Origin of the sequence: Paenibacillus residui, assembly GCF_042677205.1 — a bacterium.
Taxonomy (GTDB): Bacteria; Bacillota; Bacilli; order Paenibacillales; family NBRC-103111; genus Paenibacillus_L; species Paenibacillus_L residui.
Genome location: NZ_JBHTIU010000078.1, coordinates 1 through 20,807 on the forward strand (window position 1 = coordinate 1; position 20,807 = coordinate 20,807).

The window sequence follows — 20,807 nt, forward strand, 5'->3', positions numbered from 1 at the left end:
AATATACCGTTAACTCCTTGTCATACTTGGCATCAGGCAAGAATTTCAGGTGCGAAAGTTGAGTTAGTAAGAATTAATTCTTTTCTCTCATACTTTCCAGACTCAATTTCTAAAGTTTTATTACTCATTCAATCCTCTCCTTTTCCACTTGAATTTGCCGATTTGGTAATATAGAAACAAAAAAATATACTTTTCTTAACCATATTTCTGTGAGTAATAGGTATCCACCGAAAAGAATAGTTTGAATTTACCAAATCGGTTACTATATGTGTATTCTAATATTACCATTTTGGTAATGTCAATCATTTTATTTCCGTTTTGGCAAAACTATTTATTACCGTAATGGTAAATGGTAATATTTGAGTACTAACTGATTTCAAAGTGGGGACATTCCAATGAGCGTATTGGGTAATCGAATCAAATCTCTTCGAGACAAGGCAGGACTCTCACAAAAAAGACTGGCCGAATCCTTGGGCATCTCCAATGTTCAGTTATCCAGATATGAAACGGGAGACCGGAAGCCGGACCCGGACACTATAAAGCAAATAGCCGATTTCTTCGATGTCTCTGTCGACTATCTGCTTGGTCGGGATACGCCAACCCAGGATATCCCCGATATTGATGATCCGGAGCTGACGATTCTGTTTAGGGATTTAAAGAACGCTTCCCCGGAAATACGCGAGGAGACTCGCAAATTTCTTGAATTTCTAATGGAGAAGGAGAAAGACCGCAAGCCGGGGGACCGGCAGGGAAAATAACCTGACCAGCGGGAAGCTATGAGGGAATCCATGGCTAAACCGGACAAGCCAGTTACGAGAAGCTATGAAACCCGGTCGCTGTTTTGATTCAAGTAGAGGTGCAGGCTCGTTCGAGCTGCCTGAAACGAAGAATTAGAGGCATGGCAAAATAACAATTACTAAAGGAAAGTTCTGTGCCCAGTAAGGGCTTTCTTTTTCGAAATAAAAAGGAACGTATGTTCTGTATTAAACTGATGACAAGAGGTGATAACGGTGTTATCTCTTTACAAATGCACTCCTTTCGAACAATGGGTCGAACAAATTTGCCGCAAATATCGAATTACCACTCCGGAGCATCTCACCATAGAATATGTGTCATCAAGAATGAATATCTGGGTATATTATCAGCCTTTTCGGAGCAGTCATATTGACCGTGGTCTAGGTATGTACAGCGTAAATGTGGATGCCCGCCTATCTCCTGAGGAGCAGTGGGAGGATTTCCTTCATGAGCTTTGCCATGTCCTGAGGCATTCCGGAAATCAATTCTGCATGCCGGAATCCTTTCTCCAGTGGCAGGAACAGGATGCGAACAGCTTCGTGCCCTATGCGGCCATTCCGTTCTTCATGCTAAACCGGATGGAACTGCCTCCTCATCAGAATGATTTGATAGACTTGATTACACATACGTTCAGAGTCACCAGAGAGCTTGCGCGAAGAAGAGTGGAGCAAATTCAACGTAGAATCCTGCAAACTATACTGCACGAAGAATGGCTTAAACAAGTAGCTTTGGATGAGCGCAAGCTGATTTAGCATGAGTTATTCAGGAATTATTCACAGGTTGGAATGATTTGGATGTAGTTATTTTCAGGGCGGCAGTCAAACGGGTTTATGCTGAAATATTCTGACTTTTCGACGTTTTTCATAGTTTGTTTGCTCTTCAGATTAAGGAATTATACAATAGAAAACGGAAGTCATCAGAACTTATCCACAATCTTATCCACAACATGTTAACAAAGGAATGGATGTTCGATGAATTATCCACATTTCAGAAGTTGGGAGGGACAAGCAGTGGACCATCCGGACCATGTCCGTTGGATGCGCGAAGCTATAACAGAGGCGGAGAAAGCATTGGCCAAAAGAGAAGTTCCCATCGGTGCCGTTATTGTTCATAATGGAGAAATTATTGGCCGGGGGCACAATTTGCGGGAAACCTCACTGGACCCGACTTCTCACGCCGAATTAATCGCGATCCGGCAAGCGAGCGAACATCTGCAGGCCTGGAGGCTGCTGGATTGCTCCCTGTATGTAACATTAGAGCCCTGTCCTATGTGCGCCGGGGCTATTGTCCAGTCAAGAATACCCCATGTCATATATGGAACGGCGGATCCTAAAGCGGGCTGTGCAGGGACATTAATGAATCTGCTGCAGGAGGAAAGGTTTAACCATCAGGTGGAGGTTACCAGCGGAATTCTCATGGAAGAATGTGCTTCTATGCTCACCGACTTCTTCCGCACCTTGCGAAAGAAAAGCCGTTAGACTTATGCTGATTCCGGCGCAACTGTCCGGGATCAGCGGAAATTTTGGAAGGCTGCTCCTCTTCCCATTCCCGGTTATTTATGATATAATGATTTTTGCTTAAGCGCCCGTAGCTCAGCAGGATAGAGCATCAGTTTCCTAAACTGCAGGTCGTACGTTCGAATCGTATCGGGCGCGCCAGTAAGTTAATAAGATATCGAGACGTGGCTCAGCTTGGTAGAGCGCTTGGTTCGGGACCAAGAGGTCGCAGGTTCAAATCCTGTCGTCTCGACCATTACATAAGCATCGGGGACCCAGAATTGGGGGTCCCTTTCTTGTTGTATTTTAGATGCATAACACGAGCTAAAAGGATGAAGTTACCCATGATGCGATACGTAATTCTGGTATTTTTAGGTGCCTGCAGCTTTGGAGTGCTGTCCACCTTCGTCAAGCTGGCCTATCAATCGGGCTTTACCGTCAATCAGGTCGTTGGAAGCCAGACCTTACTGGGGATGCTTACACTGTGGATAATCTTTATCGTCGTTAAAATCAGAAAAAAGGGAGACGCGGTATCACCGGCATCCTTTAAAGAAATACTAATGCTGATGGCCGTCGGAACAACGACCGGTTTGACGGGTGTATTTTATTATGCCGCTTTGCAATATGTACCGGCTTCTTTGGCAATTATTCTGTTGTTTCAATTTTCGTGGATGGGCCTGCTTATCGAGTCACTACTCAACCGGAGGTGGCCGGGCAAAGAAAAGCTGGTCGCCCTACTGATTCTCCTGGCCGGAACGGTGCTCGCCAGCGGGATTCTGGAACAGGGACTGGGCTCTTTTACTTTAGCAGGCGTGGCCTTGGGTTTGGTTGCCGCCCTTATGTATACACTGTTCATTCTATTCAGCGGCCGAACCGCTCCTCATATCCATCCGGCCAAAAGAAGCGCCATCATGCTCACCGGTTCATTTATACTGATCAGCATCATTTTCCCGCCATCTTTTCTGGTCGACGGCTCCTTATGGAACGGACTCATTAAATTTGCGGTTGTTTTGGCCTTGCTCGGCGCCGTAATCCCCCCTTTTTTATTTGCGTTGGGGGTTCCTCATATCGGCGGATCACTGGCTACGATCCTGAGTGCTGCAGAGCTTCCGACCGCAGTTCTTGCTTCCAGCCTTGTCCTTCGGGAAGAGGTTTCGGTGACGAAATGGATCGGCGTACTGATCATATTGGCAGGCATCGCATTGCCGGAATGGATCGCCAGCCTAAGAAGGAAACGCCAGCTCAAGCTTCAGTAAAACGTCTTCGGACGTTTTTTTGTTTTTCCGAGAGAAAATAAAAAGAGCAGAGTCGCACTCTGCTCTAAATCATATCATTGGGTTAAATGGCGGAGCTGACGGGATTCGAACCCGCGGTCTCCTGCGTGACAGGCAGGCATGTTAGGCCTCTACACCACAGCTCCTTGGCAACTACTATAAGAAAGGCACAAGCAATATAATAGCATGTCCTAGAATCAGATGCAAGTACTTTTTAGTAGCTGCCCTTGTTAGTCGGGAATATTCATCCGTGGTATCACGATTCCCTCATCGAAATCCTTCAAGCATCGTAATGAACCATTCCTTCAATCCATTCTTTCTCATCAGGGAACTGCCCGATGAATTTGTCATACAATGGAGGATGCTCCTCTCCCTGCCTCATTCTCGCCGCCAAATACCACCGGGTCAATTCACGGCTTGCCGGAAGCTCCCAATTCCCTTCGGTATAGGGTTCCATGACATCCGCGGCAGTCTTGTAATCATTCCGCAAATAATAAATTTGTCCGATAGACAGTGCCATCCCCGGACCCACCCCGAACGGCTCGTGCATCTGCCCTTCCGGAAGCTGCTCCAGCTCCTTCATTTTATCCAGCACCGTTTGGTAAAGCTGAATGGCATCATCCCAGTATTTTTGCTGCGCTGCAGGATCATTATTTTTTCTGGCCTGATCACCCAGCTGCAGGTTCAGATCAACCGCACGATCATACCAGTTTGGAAAATCCTCAAACAGGCTCAGGCCCCAAATACTGCTTTCCAGACGTGAATATGCAACGTCCAATGCTTCCGGGAGCTCATCCTTTCGGAGATGTAAAATGAACTGCTGTTCAACAAGCAAACGATTGTAAGGCTCCTTCTTACTTAACTGCTGCAGGTGCTTCGCCACTTCCTCCAGAATCTTCGAATCCCCTGTTTGGTTATACATCTTATTTAATTCATTGACCTTGGCCAACACATATTCAGGATGATTCGGCCTCGCCTTTAAGGCTTTTTCTAAAGCTTGGTTCGCATGGGCATTGTTCCCCTTCATGCTTTGATCCAAGTAAGTATAGAAGGTTCTATTCGCCTGATAGTCGTAAAAGGATATGATCAGTACTATAAGGGCCGCGGCCGAAATCATACCCGGAACAAGCCGTCCCCAGGTTTTATCCGTAAGCCAACCCCACAGCTTGCTTCCTTCCAGGCGTAATTCAGTAGTTACAGCGGATGCCATCCCACCCAAACACAGGAACACGAGTGCGGCGATATAGCCATAGCTCATTTCAAAATCAAGCGCGCTATGAAGCAAGATGGACATGGCCACAAGATAATAAAGAATTGATTGATCGGGATCTGTTGTTTTGCTTAAGAACACATTTTTGATATAAAAAATAAACACCAGCAGGAGTAACCCTCCCAGGAAAATAAGCCCGACCAAGCCGGTTTCAACAAGGTATTCAAAGAAATAGCTATGAACCTGCCTCGGAAGATAAGGAGCGCCCTGGTAAGCGGTGAACAGCGCCTCCCAGACCCCGCCGCCTCCGCCGAGAACCGGCCGGTCGGCGAATATTTTCAATGAGTCGGCGAACATCATTAATCTTTCGAGTACACTGTGCTGTTGGAGGTTAATGCTTGCGATCCTCTGGTGCAGCGCTTGCGGGAGCAGATTCCCGACCATTGAACCCTGAGTGATAAGCAGAAGTCCGATTCCCCCTAAGGCTATGAGGCCAACGGGAACAATCCAATTAGACCATTTCCAGCCGGCAAACCGCGCAAGCTTTCTTTCCATCAACGGCGCCAGGTATAGCTGGAGGATGACAATAAGGGCTGCCGCCCCAATCGATACCGGTACGAGCGTCAGCCAGCCTTTCCAGGAAAGAGGATCCAATAGGCTGACCGTATCGGCGGCACCATTCTGTTCATAAGAGGCTTTCATTCGTTTGAGCATTTCGAGTGATATGCTCTTGATCCGGTCCGTAATCAGGAAGGAGGCTGTGAAGCCGATCCCCAAATATATAAAAAAACAGATTTGCCGGACAACGGAGAGGAAAGGCAGCAGCGCCAGCAATATAAGCGGAAGCACCACAATTCCCCCGCGGGATAGAGTTAGCGAGAACGAGAGAGCCAACGGAACCAGCATTAATGCATTCAGTGCAACGATCACCCGGCTGCGGGAGGACATGATAAAATGCAAGCAGCCCAAAAGCAGGGCAATCAGCACAGCCGCATAAGCATTGGCATACTGAAAGACAGCCGTCAGCCTCAAGCCTTGGTCTTCCATGACAGCATCACGAAAATAAGCGTTTCCGAACATGTTTAGAATGCAATAAATGACCACCATATAACCGGAAGTCATAATTCCGAATTGGAGCATCCGGTTCCCCGATTGGCTTCGAGCGAAATAAGCCGCCAGCCCGAATAACATCGCATACATGGCATGAAGCAAAATCTGCTTTCCATTGCTGTAGGGAGATACGGCCACGAATCCGGATAAGAGGTAGGATAAAGGCAAACCCCAAGCTAATAACATTAACGCATCTCTCACGGAGCTGATTTTCCAACGAAAGATCCAATAAAGCGAAATGAGAAAGAAGAATAAGGCTGTCCAAGCTGCCGACCCATAAACATTGACTTCGTATTGAATCAGATAGCCGTTATATAAGCCGGTGCGGAACGGGGCGATGAACAAGAACAATAGAATAAATCCCAGGCCAGTCCAATATATGATTTCATTGGGCTCCGATATTCCCAGGTTTACCGGGAGGCGCTCGGGTTGTTTGGTTAATTTAGTCTTCATCTCTGCTCCTTTATCTTTATGGGCCTGTTTCATCTGGCCCTTCCATGCTGTAATGAATATTACAACCATATAGACTTATTACTTTGGAAAAAGTTTCTATATTTTAAAAAATTAAATGAATAAATTCATTTTGTGTCAGGAAATAGAGCTTTCTAAAATAAAAATGTAAAATTTTTACTTTCGGCTTCTCCCCTTTGCATGTAATACACCGCGGCATGCTATACTATACGAAAAGTATTTTTACGGACCTGGTTATGTGCCTGTTTTTCTTTATCCATTACAAATCGAAAGGTGGGAAAACCCATGCATAAAGCTCAATTACGCACTCTGGGGCAGAAGGTGGAGCTGGCCTATGAAGATCGCGGACAGGGTCATGCCGTAGTCCTGCTGCATGGATTTTGCGGAAGCTCGCAGTATTGGAAGTTCATCGCGCCGGCATTAGAGAACGGCTACCGGCTCATCATTCCGGATTTAAGAGGGCACGGGCAATCTTCCGTTCCGGAAGGCCCGTACTTAATGGAAACTATGGCGGAAGACATTGCTGAACTGTTAGAGCAGCTTGAGATCGAGAAGGCCGTTCTATTCGGGCATTCTATGGGCGGATATGTAACTGCCGCCTTTGCCGGGAAGCATCCGGATAAGCTGGCCGGCTGCGGTCTGATTCACTCTACCGCGCTGCCTGACAATGAAGAAGGTAAGCGGAAGAGATCCGATAATATGGAAGCCATCCGGCAACGGGGAATGAATGCATTTGCAGGGGAATTGATCCCGAAGCTTTTTGCCAAAGCCCATCTGGAGAGCATGAGCCGGGAGGTCGAGAGCATGACGGCAATAGGCCAAGCAACGCATCCGGACGGAGCCATCCGCTCCCTCCAGGGGATGAGGGAACGAACAGACCGCACAATGGTGCTGAGAATGGCCGAAGTGCCCGTACTGTTGGTGGCCGGAGCGGAAGACCAGATTGTCCTTCCGGACAAAACCTTCTCGGTTGAAGGGGACAACATCTCGACATTTCTGCTCGACGGTGCCGCACATATGGGGATGATCGAAGCTCCCTCATTGCTGGCTGATCGAATGAAGGCCTTCCTCTCGCAAATCTACGGATAACCATTAAGCTTAACAGGACCAATCGAAGCCGGTTGGTCTTTGTTTCGGTTAAGTCTAATTCAAACTTTTTACATAGGGCAATCGTTGAAGGATTAGAATGCGATTCATATAGTCCGGCAAAGGATGAGAACGTTGATCAAAATTGAAGATTTATCCAAACAATTTAAAAAAGACGTTTGGGCGATTCGCAACCTAAATTTAACAATCCCAACGGGAATGTTCGGGCTGCTGGGACCGAATGCAGCCGGTAAAACAACTCTGATGCAGATTCTAGCCACTTTGCTGAATCCTACATCAGGTACGGTTCGAATAAACGGCCGTCCCCTGTCCGATGCCGAAGAGATCCGCCAAATAATCGGGTATCTTCCGCAGTTTATCGAAATTTATCCGCATATGACGGGTTATGATTTTCTCGATTATATCGGCGTTATGAAGGGAATGAACGACCCCAGACTAAGGAAGTCTGCTATTGACACTATACTGGAAAAAGTCAATCTACAGACTAAAGCAAAGGATAAGGTCAGAACCTATTCCGGAGGCATGAAGCAGCGGCTGGGGATCGCCCAAGCGCTGCTCGCTTCACCCGAAATTCTGATTGTGGACGAGCCCACTGCCGGTCTTGACCCGGAGGAACGTATCCGTTTTCGGCATTTGTTATCGGAGTTCAGCATTAAGCGAACGGTACTCCTATCGACACATATTGTTTCGGATATTGAAAGCAGCTGCCAGCGGCTTGCCGTAATGAAGCAAGGGGTTCTTGCCTTCGTCGGGTCCCAACGGCAGCTGCAAGCCCGCGCCGAGGGCAAGGTGTGGCAAGTAGAGGTGAAGGAGGAGCAATTCCTCCGGTTGGTTGGGAATCCGGAAATCCAGCTTATTCACTCCCGCCGCATACCGGGAGGAATTCAATGCAAGCTTATTGCCTCCGATTCCCCTACGGCTAATGCTCTCTCGCTCTCCCCTTCCCTGGAAGACGGTTACCTGGCCTTGATCGGCGGTGAGGCCAGTTGAGCAAATGGGTTGGACAGGTAAAGTCTGAAACCAAGGCATTGCTAAGTAAACCAATCCTGTTTCTGCTGCCTCTGCTTTATGGTTTTTGGTTTGCCTTCGAACTGTCGCATATCGCACCTCCCGCCTCCGAGAATCTGTACGCCTACGCTTACCAATTTCACAAGGTTAAGCATGTATTGACTCTCGGGGTGGCATTCATGCTTGGAATTTGGTCCATTCGCTCCGATTTCCACCGGCCCGGATATTCATGGATGGGGAGCTTGCCGGTTTCTATCTGGACTCGGATTACTGCGAAATATACTGTTTATTTAATTTATTTAAGTCTTTTTACTGCAGCTATGGCCATCGTATTTATATATTACGGATGGATTCGTCAGCTTTCCGTCTCTGCAGTGATAGATTACACGCTGCTGTTCGCTCTCCAATATGAAGTGTCCTATGCTGTCACACTGGCACTAGCTATGCTTCTGAGTGCATGGATACCGGGAAGAATTACATATCTGATCGGGTTTTGTGCCTGGATGTTCGGAACCTTCTTCCTGGACGTATTCATCATTAATCGTTATGAGCTGTACCCTCTTACCACTTTCCATCTAAACCAATTTCTCGTTGATTCCCTTCTGGAAAGCGAACTATGGGGACATTCCATCATTGCGGACGAGCTGTGGTATGCCAGAGGTTTCACCCTTTCGGTTACGCTCTTACTGCTGGTCGCTGCTGCAGCTTATCTCACTCTTCATCGGCCCTCTCGCCTCCGGAGATGGTGGTTGGGACTATGTGCGGGGGCTGCTGCCTTAGTCATTCTATGCTTCATTCCATACGGAAAACTATGGATAGACCGCTATAAAGAGTATGAAGCGGCCAGGGAAGATGCAGCTTCTTATGAACAGCTTGTTTCGAAAAATAAGCCCGACGAGTTTAGAATAGGCGAATACCAACTGTCGGTATCCCGTATATCCAACCACCGGATTCAAGTCGATGCCGTCTTAACGATTCCTAATTATGATCAGGAGAAAACGGCCTCCCTGCCATTCGTCTTAAACCGTAATTTGGAAGTCACCCGTGTGCAGTGGAATCATCAATCGGTCGCCTGGGTCCGGGATGGAGACCGGTTCATTCTGGAATCCGTCCGCCCGGATCCGGATCTTGAGTTTCAAACCTTGGAGTTATCTTATAACGGTCCTTTATACGAATGGATGGTTTTATCCGAACGTCCCGCCATCCCGATTTTCCTTTCGGGCAAGAACGCATTTCTTCCGGAGAGCGCCGCGTGGTACCCTTTGCCCGGAGAGCAATTTCGTTATTTTAAAGGTAGAATGGATACGGACAAGCTTTATTTGAATACGGAAGCGGGGCTGGAATATAAAGCTCGTTTTAAAGTCCAATTTCAAGGATTTGACCATCGGCTCTATGGGACTATTCCCGAAACGGAGTCAAGCAAGCCGGGAAACCAACAATTTGAATCAGCAGAAGCAGACGGGCTGACGGCCCTCTCGGGCAGCTTTATAGAAGTAACCGTACCCGAAGAGCCGGTTCGAATCATTACTACGCCCAGCAACAAGCTTGAGGCGGAACGATTTCTTCGGGACTTGTCTAAGCATTTGAACTATTACCGCTCCTGGTTGAATGAACCGCCCAATGGGATTGATCAAATTTTTTATCTATCGTTAGCTAACCAAGGCTACGTTGGGGGTATGGCTAAGGTTACCGGGCATAGCCTCATCCTGTCTGAAACGACGTCCCACAATTTGGATAAGTATCAGCTGGGGAAAACGGTAAATGCCTATCTGTTCGGAGATTTACATATGAATTATTACTCCGAACCGGAAGAGGAACAACCTCACTCCATCGTTGGCCTGATTCGCAATGCCTTCTATTATCTTTATTTACGTGAAGAGATGCATTTCACCCATGAACAGATAGTCAAAGGAAGCTTGGCTGGTGTATACCCGCTGCTTTCCCTAAACCAGGGAACAGATCTGTACGCCATGATCGACCGGGCTATCGCCGAGGGAAAAACAGCGCAGGTTAAATCGCTGTTAAATACCTTTTATCAACGGGGGCTATCTATTCAAAGCCATTCCTCAGAAGCGGATATTCCGGTCATTACCGAACAAGAATGGCTGGAGGAGTGGAACCGGGTAATGCAACCATACTCCGGAGAGGAGAGATAACCGGTGACGGATGAACAATTGGTCGAAAGGATGGCCGACGGGGATCAAGCGGCATTTGAGGTGCTTATCCATCGCTATCATGGACCCCTGCTCGGCTATTTGGAACGGCATCTGTACAATCGGGAAAGAGCGGAAGACTTCGTTCAAGAGACGTTCCTGCGATTAATCCGGCAATTGAAGAAGGGAAGGCTGCCTGAGCAAATCCGCCCCTGGCTGTATCGTGTCGCTCTGAATTTATGCCGCGATTACTGGAAAAGCCTCGGATTTCAGAATGAAAAGCAGCAGATTGCTGAAACGCCGGACAGACGGGATGAAGGGCCTTCCGTCGTCGAAATCTACGAAAGACAGGAAACGCGTAAAGAAATTCTAATGTCACTTCATGAATTAGGCGAGCTTCAGAAGGAAATTATTATCCTAAGGTTCTACCAGGATTTGAAGCTGCATGAAATCTCGGAAATTATGGAGATCCCGCTGTCCACCGTCAAAACCAATTTATATCAAGGATTGAAAAGGCTGCGTTCACGCTTAATCCAAGAAGGTGTGCAGATCCGCCATAAGAAGGAGGGGGAAAATACGTATGCATAAGACGGATTTGAAAGAAATCGATGAGATGATGAATGGGCTGGCAGAGCCGTTATCCAGATATATCGTTAGTTCCCCGAAGCCAGAGGATACACGTCGTCTGATTGCCAATCTGCAGAATGAATTTGACCGACTTAAGGAAGAGCATCAAGCCCTTCAACTGTCCGCCGTCCCGCGCAAAAAGCCGTCATTCATCCGATTGTGCAGGAACCAGCTTCAAGCCTATCATAAATCGTTCTGGGCGGTCAGTGTTGTTGTATTTATTATGATTACTTTGACGACGTGCGGTATGATTGCTAACTACACCTTCGTCCCGCGAAATCTGTTTTCAACTGCCATTCCCTTGTTTATTCTCGTCGGAATGGCCTACAGCTACCGTTCCTGGAATAAGGAAATGAGGACGATCGAGAGCATCCATCCCTTCCCACCGGCGCTGTTAATATTGAGCCGGCTGCTGATCGTCGTCGCTATTAATATTGTGCTGGGACTCTTTGGTACACTTTTTTTGTTATGGACGGTTAAGTCCTTTTCGTTTCTGACCTTCATGTTGTCCTGGTTATCCGTTGTTCTCTTCATGGGAGGGTTGATGGCGTATCTTACGTATCGCAAAGGGATTGCTGCAGGGTTCACCATTTCCATCGCGGCCTTTCTCTTGTTTCATTTCGGCCAGGAATGGCTGCTTATTCATCAGTGGATCGAACTGGGACAGCTAAAAGTCTATTATGGACTATTTCTGATCGCCGGATTGGCTTGCTTCCTTTCGGCCTATCGGCCGCGCAAATTGGATTGGACATCCCGTGAGAGGAATCCGGTATGATTGAACTGAACAAAGTGAAATATCGCCATCCCGACTTCCTGTTGAACATAGACCATCTATATTTATCCCGGGGCATCACTTTGCTCGTTGGGCGGAATGGAGCCGGTAAGACCACTCTGCTCAAGCTGTTGGCGACCGCGCTTTTCCCCAATGAAGGCGAAATTCGTTATTTAAACCATACCGTTAAAGAGGCTCTCCCCCTTATTCGAAGCTGCATCGGATATATGCCTACCGGATTGCAAATGTATGAAGAAATGACACCCTACAAGCTCCTGTCTTATTTAGCCGAGCTCAAAGGATTAGATTCCCGGGAGGAGGTGGAAGCGGTTATCGAGAGATTTCAGTTCCAGCCCCTGAGAAATGTAAAAATAAAGGAGCTTTCGCAAGGCCAGCATCAGCGTCTTGGCATAGCGCAAGCTTTTCTCGGGGACCCTTTGTTCCTTCTATTGGATGAAGCGTTGAATTACCTGGATATACACGAACGGAAGAAGATCATTAGCGAATTAGCGAGGGAATCCGAACGAAAGGCTATAATCGTGTCCACCCACGAATTGAATGAATGGGAATATGCGGCCGACGAAATCGTTTGGATCGATGAGGGTATGCTCTGTTTCCACGGTACCCCTGCCCGATGGACGAAGGACCTCCCTTGGTCGGTCTGGAGCGGAACTATGGACCCTGAACTTCTCCCTAACCTGAATCCGGACAGGATCCTATCGCTTCGCTTAGAAGGGCAGCAGGCCATTATTCGTTCAATAGGACCGGAGCCTCCTGCAGATTCCTTCGTCGATGTTCCACCGAACTTGGAGGACGCTTACTACATTCGCCGCTGGACACGGGAAAAGAACGGCAGATTTTAATAAAGAGTCGGCAGCATTGCCCATTAGGCTCTAAGGAACGATGATCGACGCCCGATAAAGCTCCGAATCCCATTCCACAGTAGCGCCCAATGCTTCAGTAACAAATCTTAAAGGGATATAAATATGTCCGTCTATAATGACGGGGGCGGAATCGAGGCTGACGGATTCCCCATTGACATAAGCTGTTTGGTCATCCGGCCTAAGAATGAGCTGGATATTATCCTTCCAAGCGGTCAACGTCCGAGTTTCATTATCCCATTCGAAATCCGCCTCCAACCGTTCAAATATTCCACGGAATGGAGCCATTGTCGTATTTCCGTTAATATATCCCCGATAATCATGAACATATTGCCCGTTTACAAAAATTTGCACCTGCGGTTGCTCCAGCTTCTGAACGATCCAGGCATTGCTTAACGGCCTTCCTGCCGGACGAACGAACTTGCCGTTCACATATAGGGCTGAGCTTGCTCCGCCATCCATATTCATCGCCTCAACTAAGCCCAAATCCAGTAAAATATGCCCCATTTGCGATAAGGTTGCGGCCGATGTTGTCCCCATTACCATCTTGCCTTCATGGTTAATTCCTACAAAACTCCTGACCGCCGCCAAGCTCGTTATCTTCGGATCATTGAATCCATCGCGTTCCGGATCGATATCTATTCGGCCAGCGGTTATAAGCTTGGGACCTACTCCAATAGCAGAGAGCCAATCACTGCTGCCGCTCTGACCGTTTGTATTTCTCTGAAGAGCCGCCTCTAATTGAATGTCAACCCCGACCTGGAGATGCGGCAATAAGTATTCGATGTTTCCTTTGGCATGACCGATAAAAAGAACAGCCCCATTCTCCGGAATCTGAGCCTCGTCTTCCGTAATTTCGACAATTTTCCCTTCACGAATCACAATCTTGCTACCGCCGGGATAGTCAATATGCTGCTTACCGAATTCGGGGGAGTACCAATTAACCTGGTCATGAGCTTCCGCTCCGAAGTATTTGTTAACACTCCACGGAGTGAAGGAATAAATATTCTGACCCTCGTGGAATACATGAGCTTTCAGTGACATCTCCCAATGCTCAATAACAGCCTTCTTATCCAGGCCTATAGCCAAAGTCTGGTTTATCCCGGAATGAATCGCCCTTCCATCCGCGATCATCAATCCGTTCGGGTACCGGATGCCGGAGTCCTGTTCATATGCGTTGAAAAAAGTCCCGTTAACGGCAGCTATCGCACCGCTTCGCCGAATCATTTGGTCAAACTCTTCCACGTGGCCTATTCCGCCCTCTGCAAGCAATGGTGTTACTTTAATGCCAGGATCCTTTAAGTCCACTTCTATGTATTGAATCGTGAAGGATTTACCTTCATAAATTACCTTGTGCTCGGAATAACTTACGGATTCTTGTTCCGCCGCTTGTACCTCATTGGTGAGAACCATATAACAGATCAAAAACAACGCCCAATATAATAGAAACCGATAGCTTTTCAATTGGCCCCTCCATCTTCTCATCCTTTATACGTTATTTTCATTATATCGGTGCTTCTGCAGCTTGTCAGTATACGGTTTATCTTAATAACCACCTCCGAAAAGTCATACTTTATAATATGAAGTAATACTAAATATTACCCGATGAGCCTGACTCGTTTAATTAACCTTAATTCTCCGCTTCCGCGAAACAACAAAAATCAGAGGTCTCCAGGAGACCTCTGATCGTGACGGTGACTTGTTCGGGATCATTTCAAGCTTCGTATAGCTTCCTTTTGGATAACATGTCTCCGACAATGTCCCGATGTGTTGGAGACACGTCTAACGTGTCTTTGGCACATCCCTCCAGTTTCTATAACGAGCTAAAATAATCGTACACTCGGTTGTTTCGCTGAGAAGTTCAACGGAACCACAACCTCTCTTGTCACCGTCGATTATAGTATGCGGCCGTTATTAATAAATATTCATACTCCAACAATTACCATAACATCAGAGTCTTAAGGGTTTATCTTCTTTGTGCTAATTAACTGCCTTCTCCATGGTTATTGCGGGAATGATTGTGATTTTTGACCTTCTTGGAGCCGGAGAGAGGTTCATTGGCAGGTTCATCATGTCTATCCCGGAACTGCTTATCATCCGGAGAAGGTACGGGTATCGTTTTAGTTTTCGGCAATGGTTTTACCCCCTATTCTTCGTCATGGTTCAAAGCATCTTGATGCCGACGGTCATTGGTATCCTGCTGAATCTGCTGCCGCTGGTGACTATTTACCGCAGTTGTCTCCAGCTTATCGACAACATTCTGCAAATTCTTGTCTTTCCTTGCTGCTTTCGTCATATAATGAACGGCCTCCTCACTTGTTGGTCAGCTCATGTAAAGCCTGAGCACATTCATGAATATGTCTTACGTAATCATCTGCAAGCTGTTGAATCGTTTCGTTACGCTCATCAATGGTTCGATTGTTGATCTCTACATCGACGAGCTCAACCTTTACTTCCCGGGAATCGACATACGTGCACAGAAAGTCAAAAGAATATCCCGTATGCCCTGCAGTATCAATGTGTATACGAAGCGATTGCTCATCTACCCCGTCCCCGACGACATTGGATCGGTCACCATCATTAAGCAGGGTCGGCAGGGTTTCCTGCCAGGCTTCCACCAAAGCCGCTTGATTAACCACTGGAGCTTCGATATTGCTCATTTTATGAACACCTCCATGAGTTTAAAATGCCGAAGCTTCGCCTCTTTTATACAAGGAGTAGTATGTACCATGCTGTTTAGCATCTAACACAACCCTTTTTCGTTTTAATACCGTCTAAATGTCTGGACAAATAAAAAAGCCGCAACCTATTCAGGTTACAGCTTAACTATTTACTATTTGATTAAAATATTGGCGGAGAGGGTGGGATTCGAACCCACGGAAGAGTCACCCCTTCGCTGGTTTTCAAGACCAGAGCCTTAAACCACTCGACCACCTCTCCGAGCGGACGATTCCATACGGAATCCTCCCATTGCCCATTTGGGGACAATGATCATTGTATCACATATAGCAGTGAATTTTCAACGTTACTTTTTGCTAATGACGGCAACATTGTTCATATATGGACGAAGAACTTCCGGAATCACGACACTTCCGTCCTCTTGTTGATAATTCTCAAGAATAGCCGCCACTGTTCTTCCTAACGCTAATCCAGATCCATTCAAAGTATGGACAAATTCAGGCTTTGCCTTGGCATCTCTGCGGAAACGGATATTCGCCCTTCTGGCTTGGAAATCTTCAAAATTACTGCAAGACGAGATCTCCCGGTAAGCTTGGCTGTTAGGCAGCCAGACCTCCAGATCATAAGTTTTCGCTGAGGAGAAACCGAGATCCCCCGTACACAAGTTCATTACCCTATACGGCAGCTGCAGCAATTGCAGAACCTTCTCCGCATTTTCCGTCAGCTTCTCAAGCTCATCGTAAGAGCTTTCCGGCGAGACAAGCTTGACCAATTCCACTTTATTGAACTGGTGCTGGCGAATCAACCCTCTTGTATCTCTACCGGCGGCACCCGCTTCCGAACGGAAGCAAGCACTGTACGCGACAAAATATTTAGGCAGATCTTCCATAGATAGAATTTCATCTCTATGGTAATTAGTAACTGGAACTTCTGCGGTCGGAATCAAAAAGTATTCCGTTCCTTGAATTTCATATACATCCTCAGCAAACTTCGGCAGCTGTCCCGTTCCGGTCAAGCTCTCTTTATTTACGATCAGCGGAGGGAGCATTTCTTCATAACCGTGCTCACTGCTGTGCAGATCCATCATAAAGTTCGCAAGCGCACGCTCCAGGCGGGCACCTAATCCTTTATAGAAAACAAATCGCGAACCGGTTACTTTAGAAGCCGCCTCAAAATCGAGAATACCGAGTTCTTGGGCAACCTCCCAATGAGGCTTCACATCGAAGGAGAAGGACTTGGGCTCCCCCCAGCGGCGGATTTCCACATTGTCATCTTCTGAAGCCCCGACAGGCACGGAGTCATGGGGCATATTGGGAAGCGACAGCAGAATCGCATTCAAATCCTCTTCGATTCCCCGAAGCTGCTCGTCCATCTCTTTAATGCGGTCGGAAACTTCCCTCATCTCAATGATGAGTGGTTCCGCGTCCTCCTTAGCCCTCTTCTTGGCGGCAACCTCTTGAGAAACTACGTTTCGGCGATTTTTCAATTGTTCAACTTCTTGCAGAAGTTCGCGCCTCGTCTTGTCCAATCCGACAAATTGATTAAGCTCATCCGGAGAGCCTCCCCGGTTGATCATCGCTTGTTGGGCGCGTTCGAATTCATATCTAAGCAATTTTGCATCAAACAAAAGTAATTCCTCCCGAAAGGGATATTTTTAATCCTGCATATACCTAAAAAAACATTTTACAGGAAGGGATTTAAATAAACAACTGTTTGCCCGCATTTTAAATCCCCGGTATCGGAATTTTAGTCCGTTCTCGTTCCAAATTTATCTTATTAATAAGAAGAAACTCTAGAACAAATTCTTAATGCTTGTTCCTATGCTGACGAAAAAGTCCTTAATCGCCCGGAACAGCAGACGGAGCCAGCTTCCCTTCTCATTATCCTCGGCCGCAACGAGATCAACGGAAAATTCCTGTTCGTTGTACTTTACCTTTAAGGTACCCATTTTATCACCTTTTTTAATAGGTGCGACCAGCTGATCTTCCGGAAGAGGGGTTGCTTCTTTGACAAGTTCCTCGTCGCTGGCTCCCTTTCTTACCAATATCGACAGATCAGAACCGGTTACGACAGGAACTTGGGTTTTAACCCCTTTATTCATTTTGACGGTTTTCAGTTCTTCGATTTCACTGCCGGAACTATAAATCGTTTTCTTCTCGAAATTTTTAAACCCATAATCCAGCAGCTTGCGGGTTTCTTCAAAACGTTTCGGCTCCGATTGGGCACCCATGACGACACTGATTAATCTCAAGCCGTTTCTCTCGGCGGTTCCGGTAAAGCAATAGCCGGCTTCATCGGTATGGCCTGTCTTCAATCCGTCCAGACCTTCATAAGCATACTTTTTCAAGCTGACTGAATCATTGCTCCACCCTTCCAGCATCCAGTTCCAGTTCGTCATCTCGGTCGTGTCCCGTTCTCTCAGCTTTCTCCGGGTGGTCTTCGTATATTCCAATACTTCCTTGTGATCTTTAATAATATGATAAGCCAGTAATGCGGAATCTCGGGCAGTCATCATAGTTTCCCCCGGAATGTTCTGAGGGGCATATTTCCCAAGGTCATCCCTTCCAAGTCCAGTGGAATTGATAAAATGTGCAGACTCGGAAAGCCCTAATTCCCGAGCTTTCTCGTTCATCATTTCGGCGAATTTCTCTTCGTTACCAGCGATATGCTCCGCTAAAGCAACAGTTGCATCATTTCCCGAATAGATAGACATTGAAGCAAACATATCCTTAACCGGCAGTTTCTCCTGATAGGCGAGGAGCTGTCCCGATCCAATGACGTTGGCCGCATATTCCGTAGTGGTCACCAAATCGTCCCAACTGAGTTCCCCGCTCTCTATCTTCTCCATTACTATGTATTCAGTCATCATCTTCGACATGCTGGCGGGAGGCAGAGGCTCGTCCGCGTTAAATTCATAGATGACTTGACCGGTAGCTGCATCCATCAATATAGCTGATTTGACTTCCAAATTTAATTCATTGTCAGCAGCAAGGGCTTCTTCAGGAACGGCAGACAGAAATGCAGCCATCGCAATTAAAGCTGCAAGAAACATACACAACGGTTTTCGTAGTGATAACCCGTACTTCACCTTTCACACTCCCATGGTCGTAGTCCTCTTATTTTAACATAGAGCCTTGTCCAAACAAAAGGAAAAACAGGGTAATTCCGCACCCTGTTCAACCTTCATTCTATTTAATTAATTTCCGTTAGAGTTATTAATAGACGAGAAAACATCCAGCGAATGGTTGTATGCAACAAATTTGCGTTAGTCGCGGGTTTATAACGAATAGTTAGGTGCTTCCTTAGTAATTTGCACATCGTGAGGATGGTTTTCCCTTAGACCTGCACCGCTAATCCGAATAAATTGCGTATCTTCCCTGAGCTCTTGCAAATTCTTGGTTCCGCAGTAGCCCATACCTTGAATCAAGCCGCCAATCAACTGATGAATGGAGTCCTTCAAAGGTCCTTTGTAAGGAACGCGTCCTTCAATTCCTTCCGGAACCAGTTTGGTCTCATCCTCCTGGAAATACCGGTCCTTGCTTCCTTCCTTCATAGCCCCGATAGATCCCATACCACGATATACTTTAAATCTCCGGCCCTGGTAAATTTCCGATTCTCCCGGGCTTTCTTCCGTTCCGGCAAACAGGCTTCCGATCATGACGGCATTCGCTCCTGCTGCCAGCGCCTTCGTAACATCACCGGAGTACTTGATTCCTCCATCGGCAATGATCGGCACATTGTATTGTCTGGCCACTGTGGCACAATCATAAATCGCTGTAACCTGAGGTACGCCTATACCGGCAATAACCCTTGTCGTACAGATGGAGCCTGGTCCGATACCTACCTTAATTACGGAAGCGCCGGCTTCAATCAGGTCTCTTGTCCCATCCCCCGTAGCAACGTTGCCCGCTACAATAACCAGTTCCGGGAAATGCTTTCTCAATTCGCGAACCGTATTGCTAATATTAATATGATGGCCGTGAGCAGAGTCAACGACAATCATATCGACTCCCGCGTTTACAAGCGCTGTAGCCCGCTCTAACGCATCCTTAGAGGCTCCGATAGCCGCACCTACCATCAGCCTTCCCTGGCTGTCCTTGGCGGCATTAGGGAACTGTATAGCCTTCTCAATGTCTTTAATCGTTATAAGACCTTTAAGCTCGTTAGTCTCGTCCACCAGGGGCAGCTTCTCTATCTTATGCTTCTGCAAAATATGCTCCGCTTGCTGCAGCGTCGTACCGACCGGCGCGGTTACCAAATTGTCCTTCGTCATGACATCTTTAATTTTAATCGAATAATCATGAACAAAACGAAGATCCCTATTCGTCAGAATACCAACCAGCTTATTGTTCTCATCGACAATCGGTACCCCGGAAATACGGAACTTGCTCATTAGCTCTTCGGCATTGTATACATGATGTTCCGGGGTTAAAGAAAATGGATTGGTAATAACGCCGCTTTCCGAGCGCTTAACCCGATCCACTTCCTCTGCCTGCTGGGCAATACTCATATTCTTATGAATAACTCCGATTCCGCCTTCACGAGCCATGGCAATAGCCAGTACGGCTTCCGTCACCGTATCCATTGCCGAGCTTAGCAAAGGAATGTTTAGTTTAAGATGTCCTAAACGAGTAGATACATCTACCTGTTTAGGTCCGAACACCTCCGAACGACGAGGGACGAGAAGCACGTCATCGAAAGTCAATCCTTCTTTAGCAAATTTGGTTTCCCACACACCAATATCCTCCTTAGCCTGATAACTGCCTATACGTATATTATTGAAATATTATCAGAAGCCTATTTTTAATGTCAAGGACACGTTTAAATGGTAATGTTTCCAATTCAAAATATGGTGAAAAGGCAGTAAAAATAAGGGATTTTAAGTAATTTAACCTAAAAAATATAAAAAAACGCCCTGCAGTGAGCAACGACCATCAAAGTTCAAAGCATTGTTTACATTGTGAGGTTTTTCAACTATTTCTATACACTGCGAAAGAATGGCCCTTCTTTATGAACAAACGCCGTAGGTATTAACTGCAGGGTAAAATAAAAAAGCCTCACCGGCATATACCCGCAAGGCTTGGTTCTCACTTTAAAACAAAAAAAAGCCGCTTGGCAACGTCCTTCCGCACCGGCTGAGATTGCTTCTCGAATCACTTCGAGGTCGGCATCGGAATTTACCGCTTAAGCCGGGCCAGCTTCTTGAGTTTCATCGATAAAAAAT

The 20,807-nt window shown here is 46.8% G+C and carries 18 protein-coding genes and 4 tRNA genes; 12 read left to right on the forward strand and 10 right to left on the reverse strand.

What is annotated here, in order from left to right; all coding sequences use genetic code 11:
* Positions 1–395: 395 nt before the first annotated feature.
* The 6 genes from ACFQ03_RS19510 (at position 396) to ACFQ03_RS19535 (ending at position 3,547) form a co-directional block, all read left to right on the forward strand.
* A complete protein-coding gene (locus ACFQ03_RS19510) occupies positions 396–758 on the forward strand; it encodes a helix-turn-helix domain-containing protein (protein ID WP_144939507.1) in 363 nt (120 codons plus the stop codon).
* 252 nt (positions 759–1,010) lie between these two features.
* Positions 1,011–1,547: an ImmA/IrrE family metallo-endopeptidase gene (locus ACFQ03_RS19515; protein ID WP_144939505.1), complete on the forward strand. Its 537-nt coding sequence runs from the start codon at positions 1,011–1,013 to the stop codon at positions 1,545–1,547.
* Positions 1,548–1,805: 258 nt separating this feature from the next.
* Positions 1,806–2,273 (forward strand): tRNA adenosine(34) deaminase TadA, encoded by a 468-nt coding sequence (gene tadA, locus ACFQ03_RS19520; protein ID WP_186328422.1) that lies wholly within the window; start codon positions 1,806–1,808, stop codon positions 2,271–2,273.
* 103 nt (positions 2,274–2,376) lie between these two features.
* Positions 2,377–2,453, forward strand: a tRNA-Arg gene (locus ACFQ03_RS19525).
* 17 nt (positions 2,454–2,470) lie between these two features.
* Positions 2,471–2,547: transfer RNA gene (locus ACFQ03_RS19530), tRNA-Pro, on the forward strand.
* 88 nt (positions 2,548–2,635) lie between these two features.
* Positions 2,636–3,547 (forward strand): EamA family transporter, encoded by a 912-nt coding sequence (locus ACFQ03_RS19535; RefSeq protein WP_379290314.1) that lies wholly within the window; start codon positions 2,636–2,638, stop codon positions 3,545–3,547.
* Positions 3,548–3,634: 87 nt separating this feature from the next.
* Here ACFQ03_RS19535 and ACFQ03_RS19540 read toward each other — a convergent pair.
* Together ACFQ03_RS19540 and ACFQ03_RS19545 are read right to left on the reverse strand one after the other, a co-directional pair.
* Positions 3,635–3,711 (reverse strand) — tRNA-Asp (locus ACFQ03_RS19540).
* Positions 3,712–3,845: 134 nt separating this feature from the next.
* Positions 3,846–6,338 (reverse strand): O-antigen ligase family protein, encoded by a 2,493-nt coding sequence (locus ACFQ03_RS19545; protein WP_379290316.1) that lies wholly within the window; start codon positions 6,336–6,338, stop codon positions 3,846–3,848.
* Positions 6,339–6,641: 303 nt separating this feature from the next.
* Here ACFQ03_RS19545 and ACFQ03_RS19550 point away from each other — a divergent pair, with 303 nt between their 5' ends.
* The 6 genes from ACFQ03_RS19550 (at position 6,642) to ACFQ03_RS19575 (ending at position 12,886) form a co-directional block, all read left to right on the forward strand.
* Positions 6,642–7,445 carry an alpha/beta fold hydrolase gene (locus tag ACFQ03_RS19550; RefSeq protein ID WP_144939499.1) on the forward strand — a complete coding sequence of 268 codons (804 nt, stop codon included), beginning with the start codon at positions 6,642–6,644 and terminating at the stop codon, positions 7,443–7,445.
* Positions 7,446–7,577: 132 nt separating this feature from the next.
* Positions 7,578–8,453: an ABC transporter ATP-binding protein gene (locus ACFQ03_RS19555; protein ID WP_144939497.1), complete on the forward strand. Its 876-nt coding sequence runs from the start codon at positions 7,578–7,580 to the stop codon at positions 8,451–8,453.
* Positions 8,450–10,627 (forward strand): hypothetical protein, encoded by a 2,178-nt coding sequence (locus tag ACFQ03_RS19560; RefSeq protein ID WP_379290319.1) that lies wholly within the window; start codon positions 8,450–8,452, stop codon positions 10,625–10,627. Before ACFQ03_RS19555 ends, ACFQ03_RS19560 begins: the two co-directional genes overlap by 4 nt.
* A gap of 3 nt (positions 10,628–10,630) precedes the next feature.
* Positions 10,631–11,212 carry an RNA polymerase sigma factor gene (locus tag ACFQ03_RS19565; RefSeq protein WP_260982157.1) on the forward strand — a complete coding sequence of 194 codons (582 nt, stop codon included), beginning with the start codon at positions 10,631–10,633 and terminating at the stop codon, positions 11,210–11,212.
* Positions 11,205–12,026, forward strand: a complete 822-nt coding sequence (locus tag ACFQ03_RS19570) for a hypothetical protein (protein ID WP_379290321.1) — start codon at positions 11,205–11,207, stop codon at positions 12,024–12,026. The genes ACFQ03_RS19565 and ACFQ03_RS19570 overlap by 8 nt, the downstream gene beginning before the upstream one ends.
* Entirely contained in the window at positions 12,023–12,886 is an 864-nt protein-coding gene (locus tag ACFQ03_RS19575) for an ATP-binding cassette domain-containing protein (RefSeq protein WP_144939491.1), read from the forward strand. The genes ACFQ03_RS19570 and ACFQ03_RS19575 overlap by 4 nt, the downstream gene beginning before the upstream one ends.
* Positions 12,887–12,916: 30 nt before the next feature.
* On the opposite strand, the gene ACFQ03_RS19580 is transcribed toward ACFQ03_RS19575, so the two are convergent.
* From ACFQ03_RS19580 to guaB, 8 genes are all read right to left on the reverse strand, one after another.
* The gene (locus tag ACFQ03_RS19580) at positions 12,917–14,368 is read right to left on the reverse strand and encodes a stalk domain-containing protein (RefSeq protein WP_379290324.1); all 1,452 of its coding nucleotides are present in this window, start codon (positions 14,366–14,368) and stop codon (positions 12,917–12,919) included.
* A 520-nt stretch (positions 14,369–14,888) separates the two neighbouring features.
* The gene (locus ACFQ03_RS19585; RefSeq protein WP_379290326.1) at positions 14,889–15,038 is read right to left on the reverse strand and encodes a small acid-soluble spore protein P; all 150 of its coding nucleotides are present in this window, start codon (positions 15,036–15,038) and stop codon (positions 14,889–14,891) included.
* Between the two features lie 12 nt (positions 15,039–15,050).
* Complete coding sequence (locus ACFQ03_RS19590; RefSeq protein WP_186328529.1) at positions 15,051–15,200, reverse strand: hypothetical protein; 150 nt, start codon at positions 15,198–15,200, stop codon at positions 15,051–15,053.
* Between the two features lie 16 nt (positions 15,201–15,216).
* Entirely contained in the window at positions 15,217–15,564 is a 348-nt protein-coding gene (locus tag ACFQ03_RS19595) for a hypothetical protein (RefSeq protein WP_379290328.1), read from the reverse strand.
* A 190-nt stretch (positions 15,565–15,754) separates the two neighbouring features.
* Positions 15,755–15,844 (reverse strand) — tRNA-Ser (locus tag ACFQ03_RS19600).
* 85 nt (positions 15,845–15,929) lie between these two features.
* Entirely contained in the window at positions 15,930–17,210 is a 1,281-nt protein-coding gene (serS, locus tag ACFQ03_RS19605) for a serine--tRNA ligase (protein WP_144941942.1), read from the reverse strand.
* Between the two features lie 165 nt (positions 17,211–17,375).
* Positions 17,376–18,671, reverse strand: coding sequence for a D-alanyl-D-alanine carboxypeptidase family protein (locus tag ACFQ03_RS19610; protein WP_379290331.1), 1,296 nt, complete (start codon positions 18,669–18,671; stop codon positions 17,376–17,378).
* 189 nt (positions 18,672–18,860) lie between these two features.
* Positions 18,861–20,318: an IMP dehydrogenase gene (gene guaB / locus ACFQ03_RS19615; protein ID WP_379290333.1), complete on the reverse strand. Its 1,458-nt coding sequence runs from the start codon at positions 20,316–20,318 to the stop codon at positions 18,861–18,863.
* Positions 20,319–20,807 lie beyond the last annotated feature (489 nt).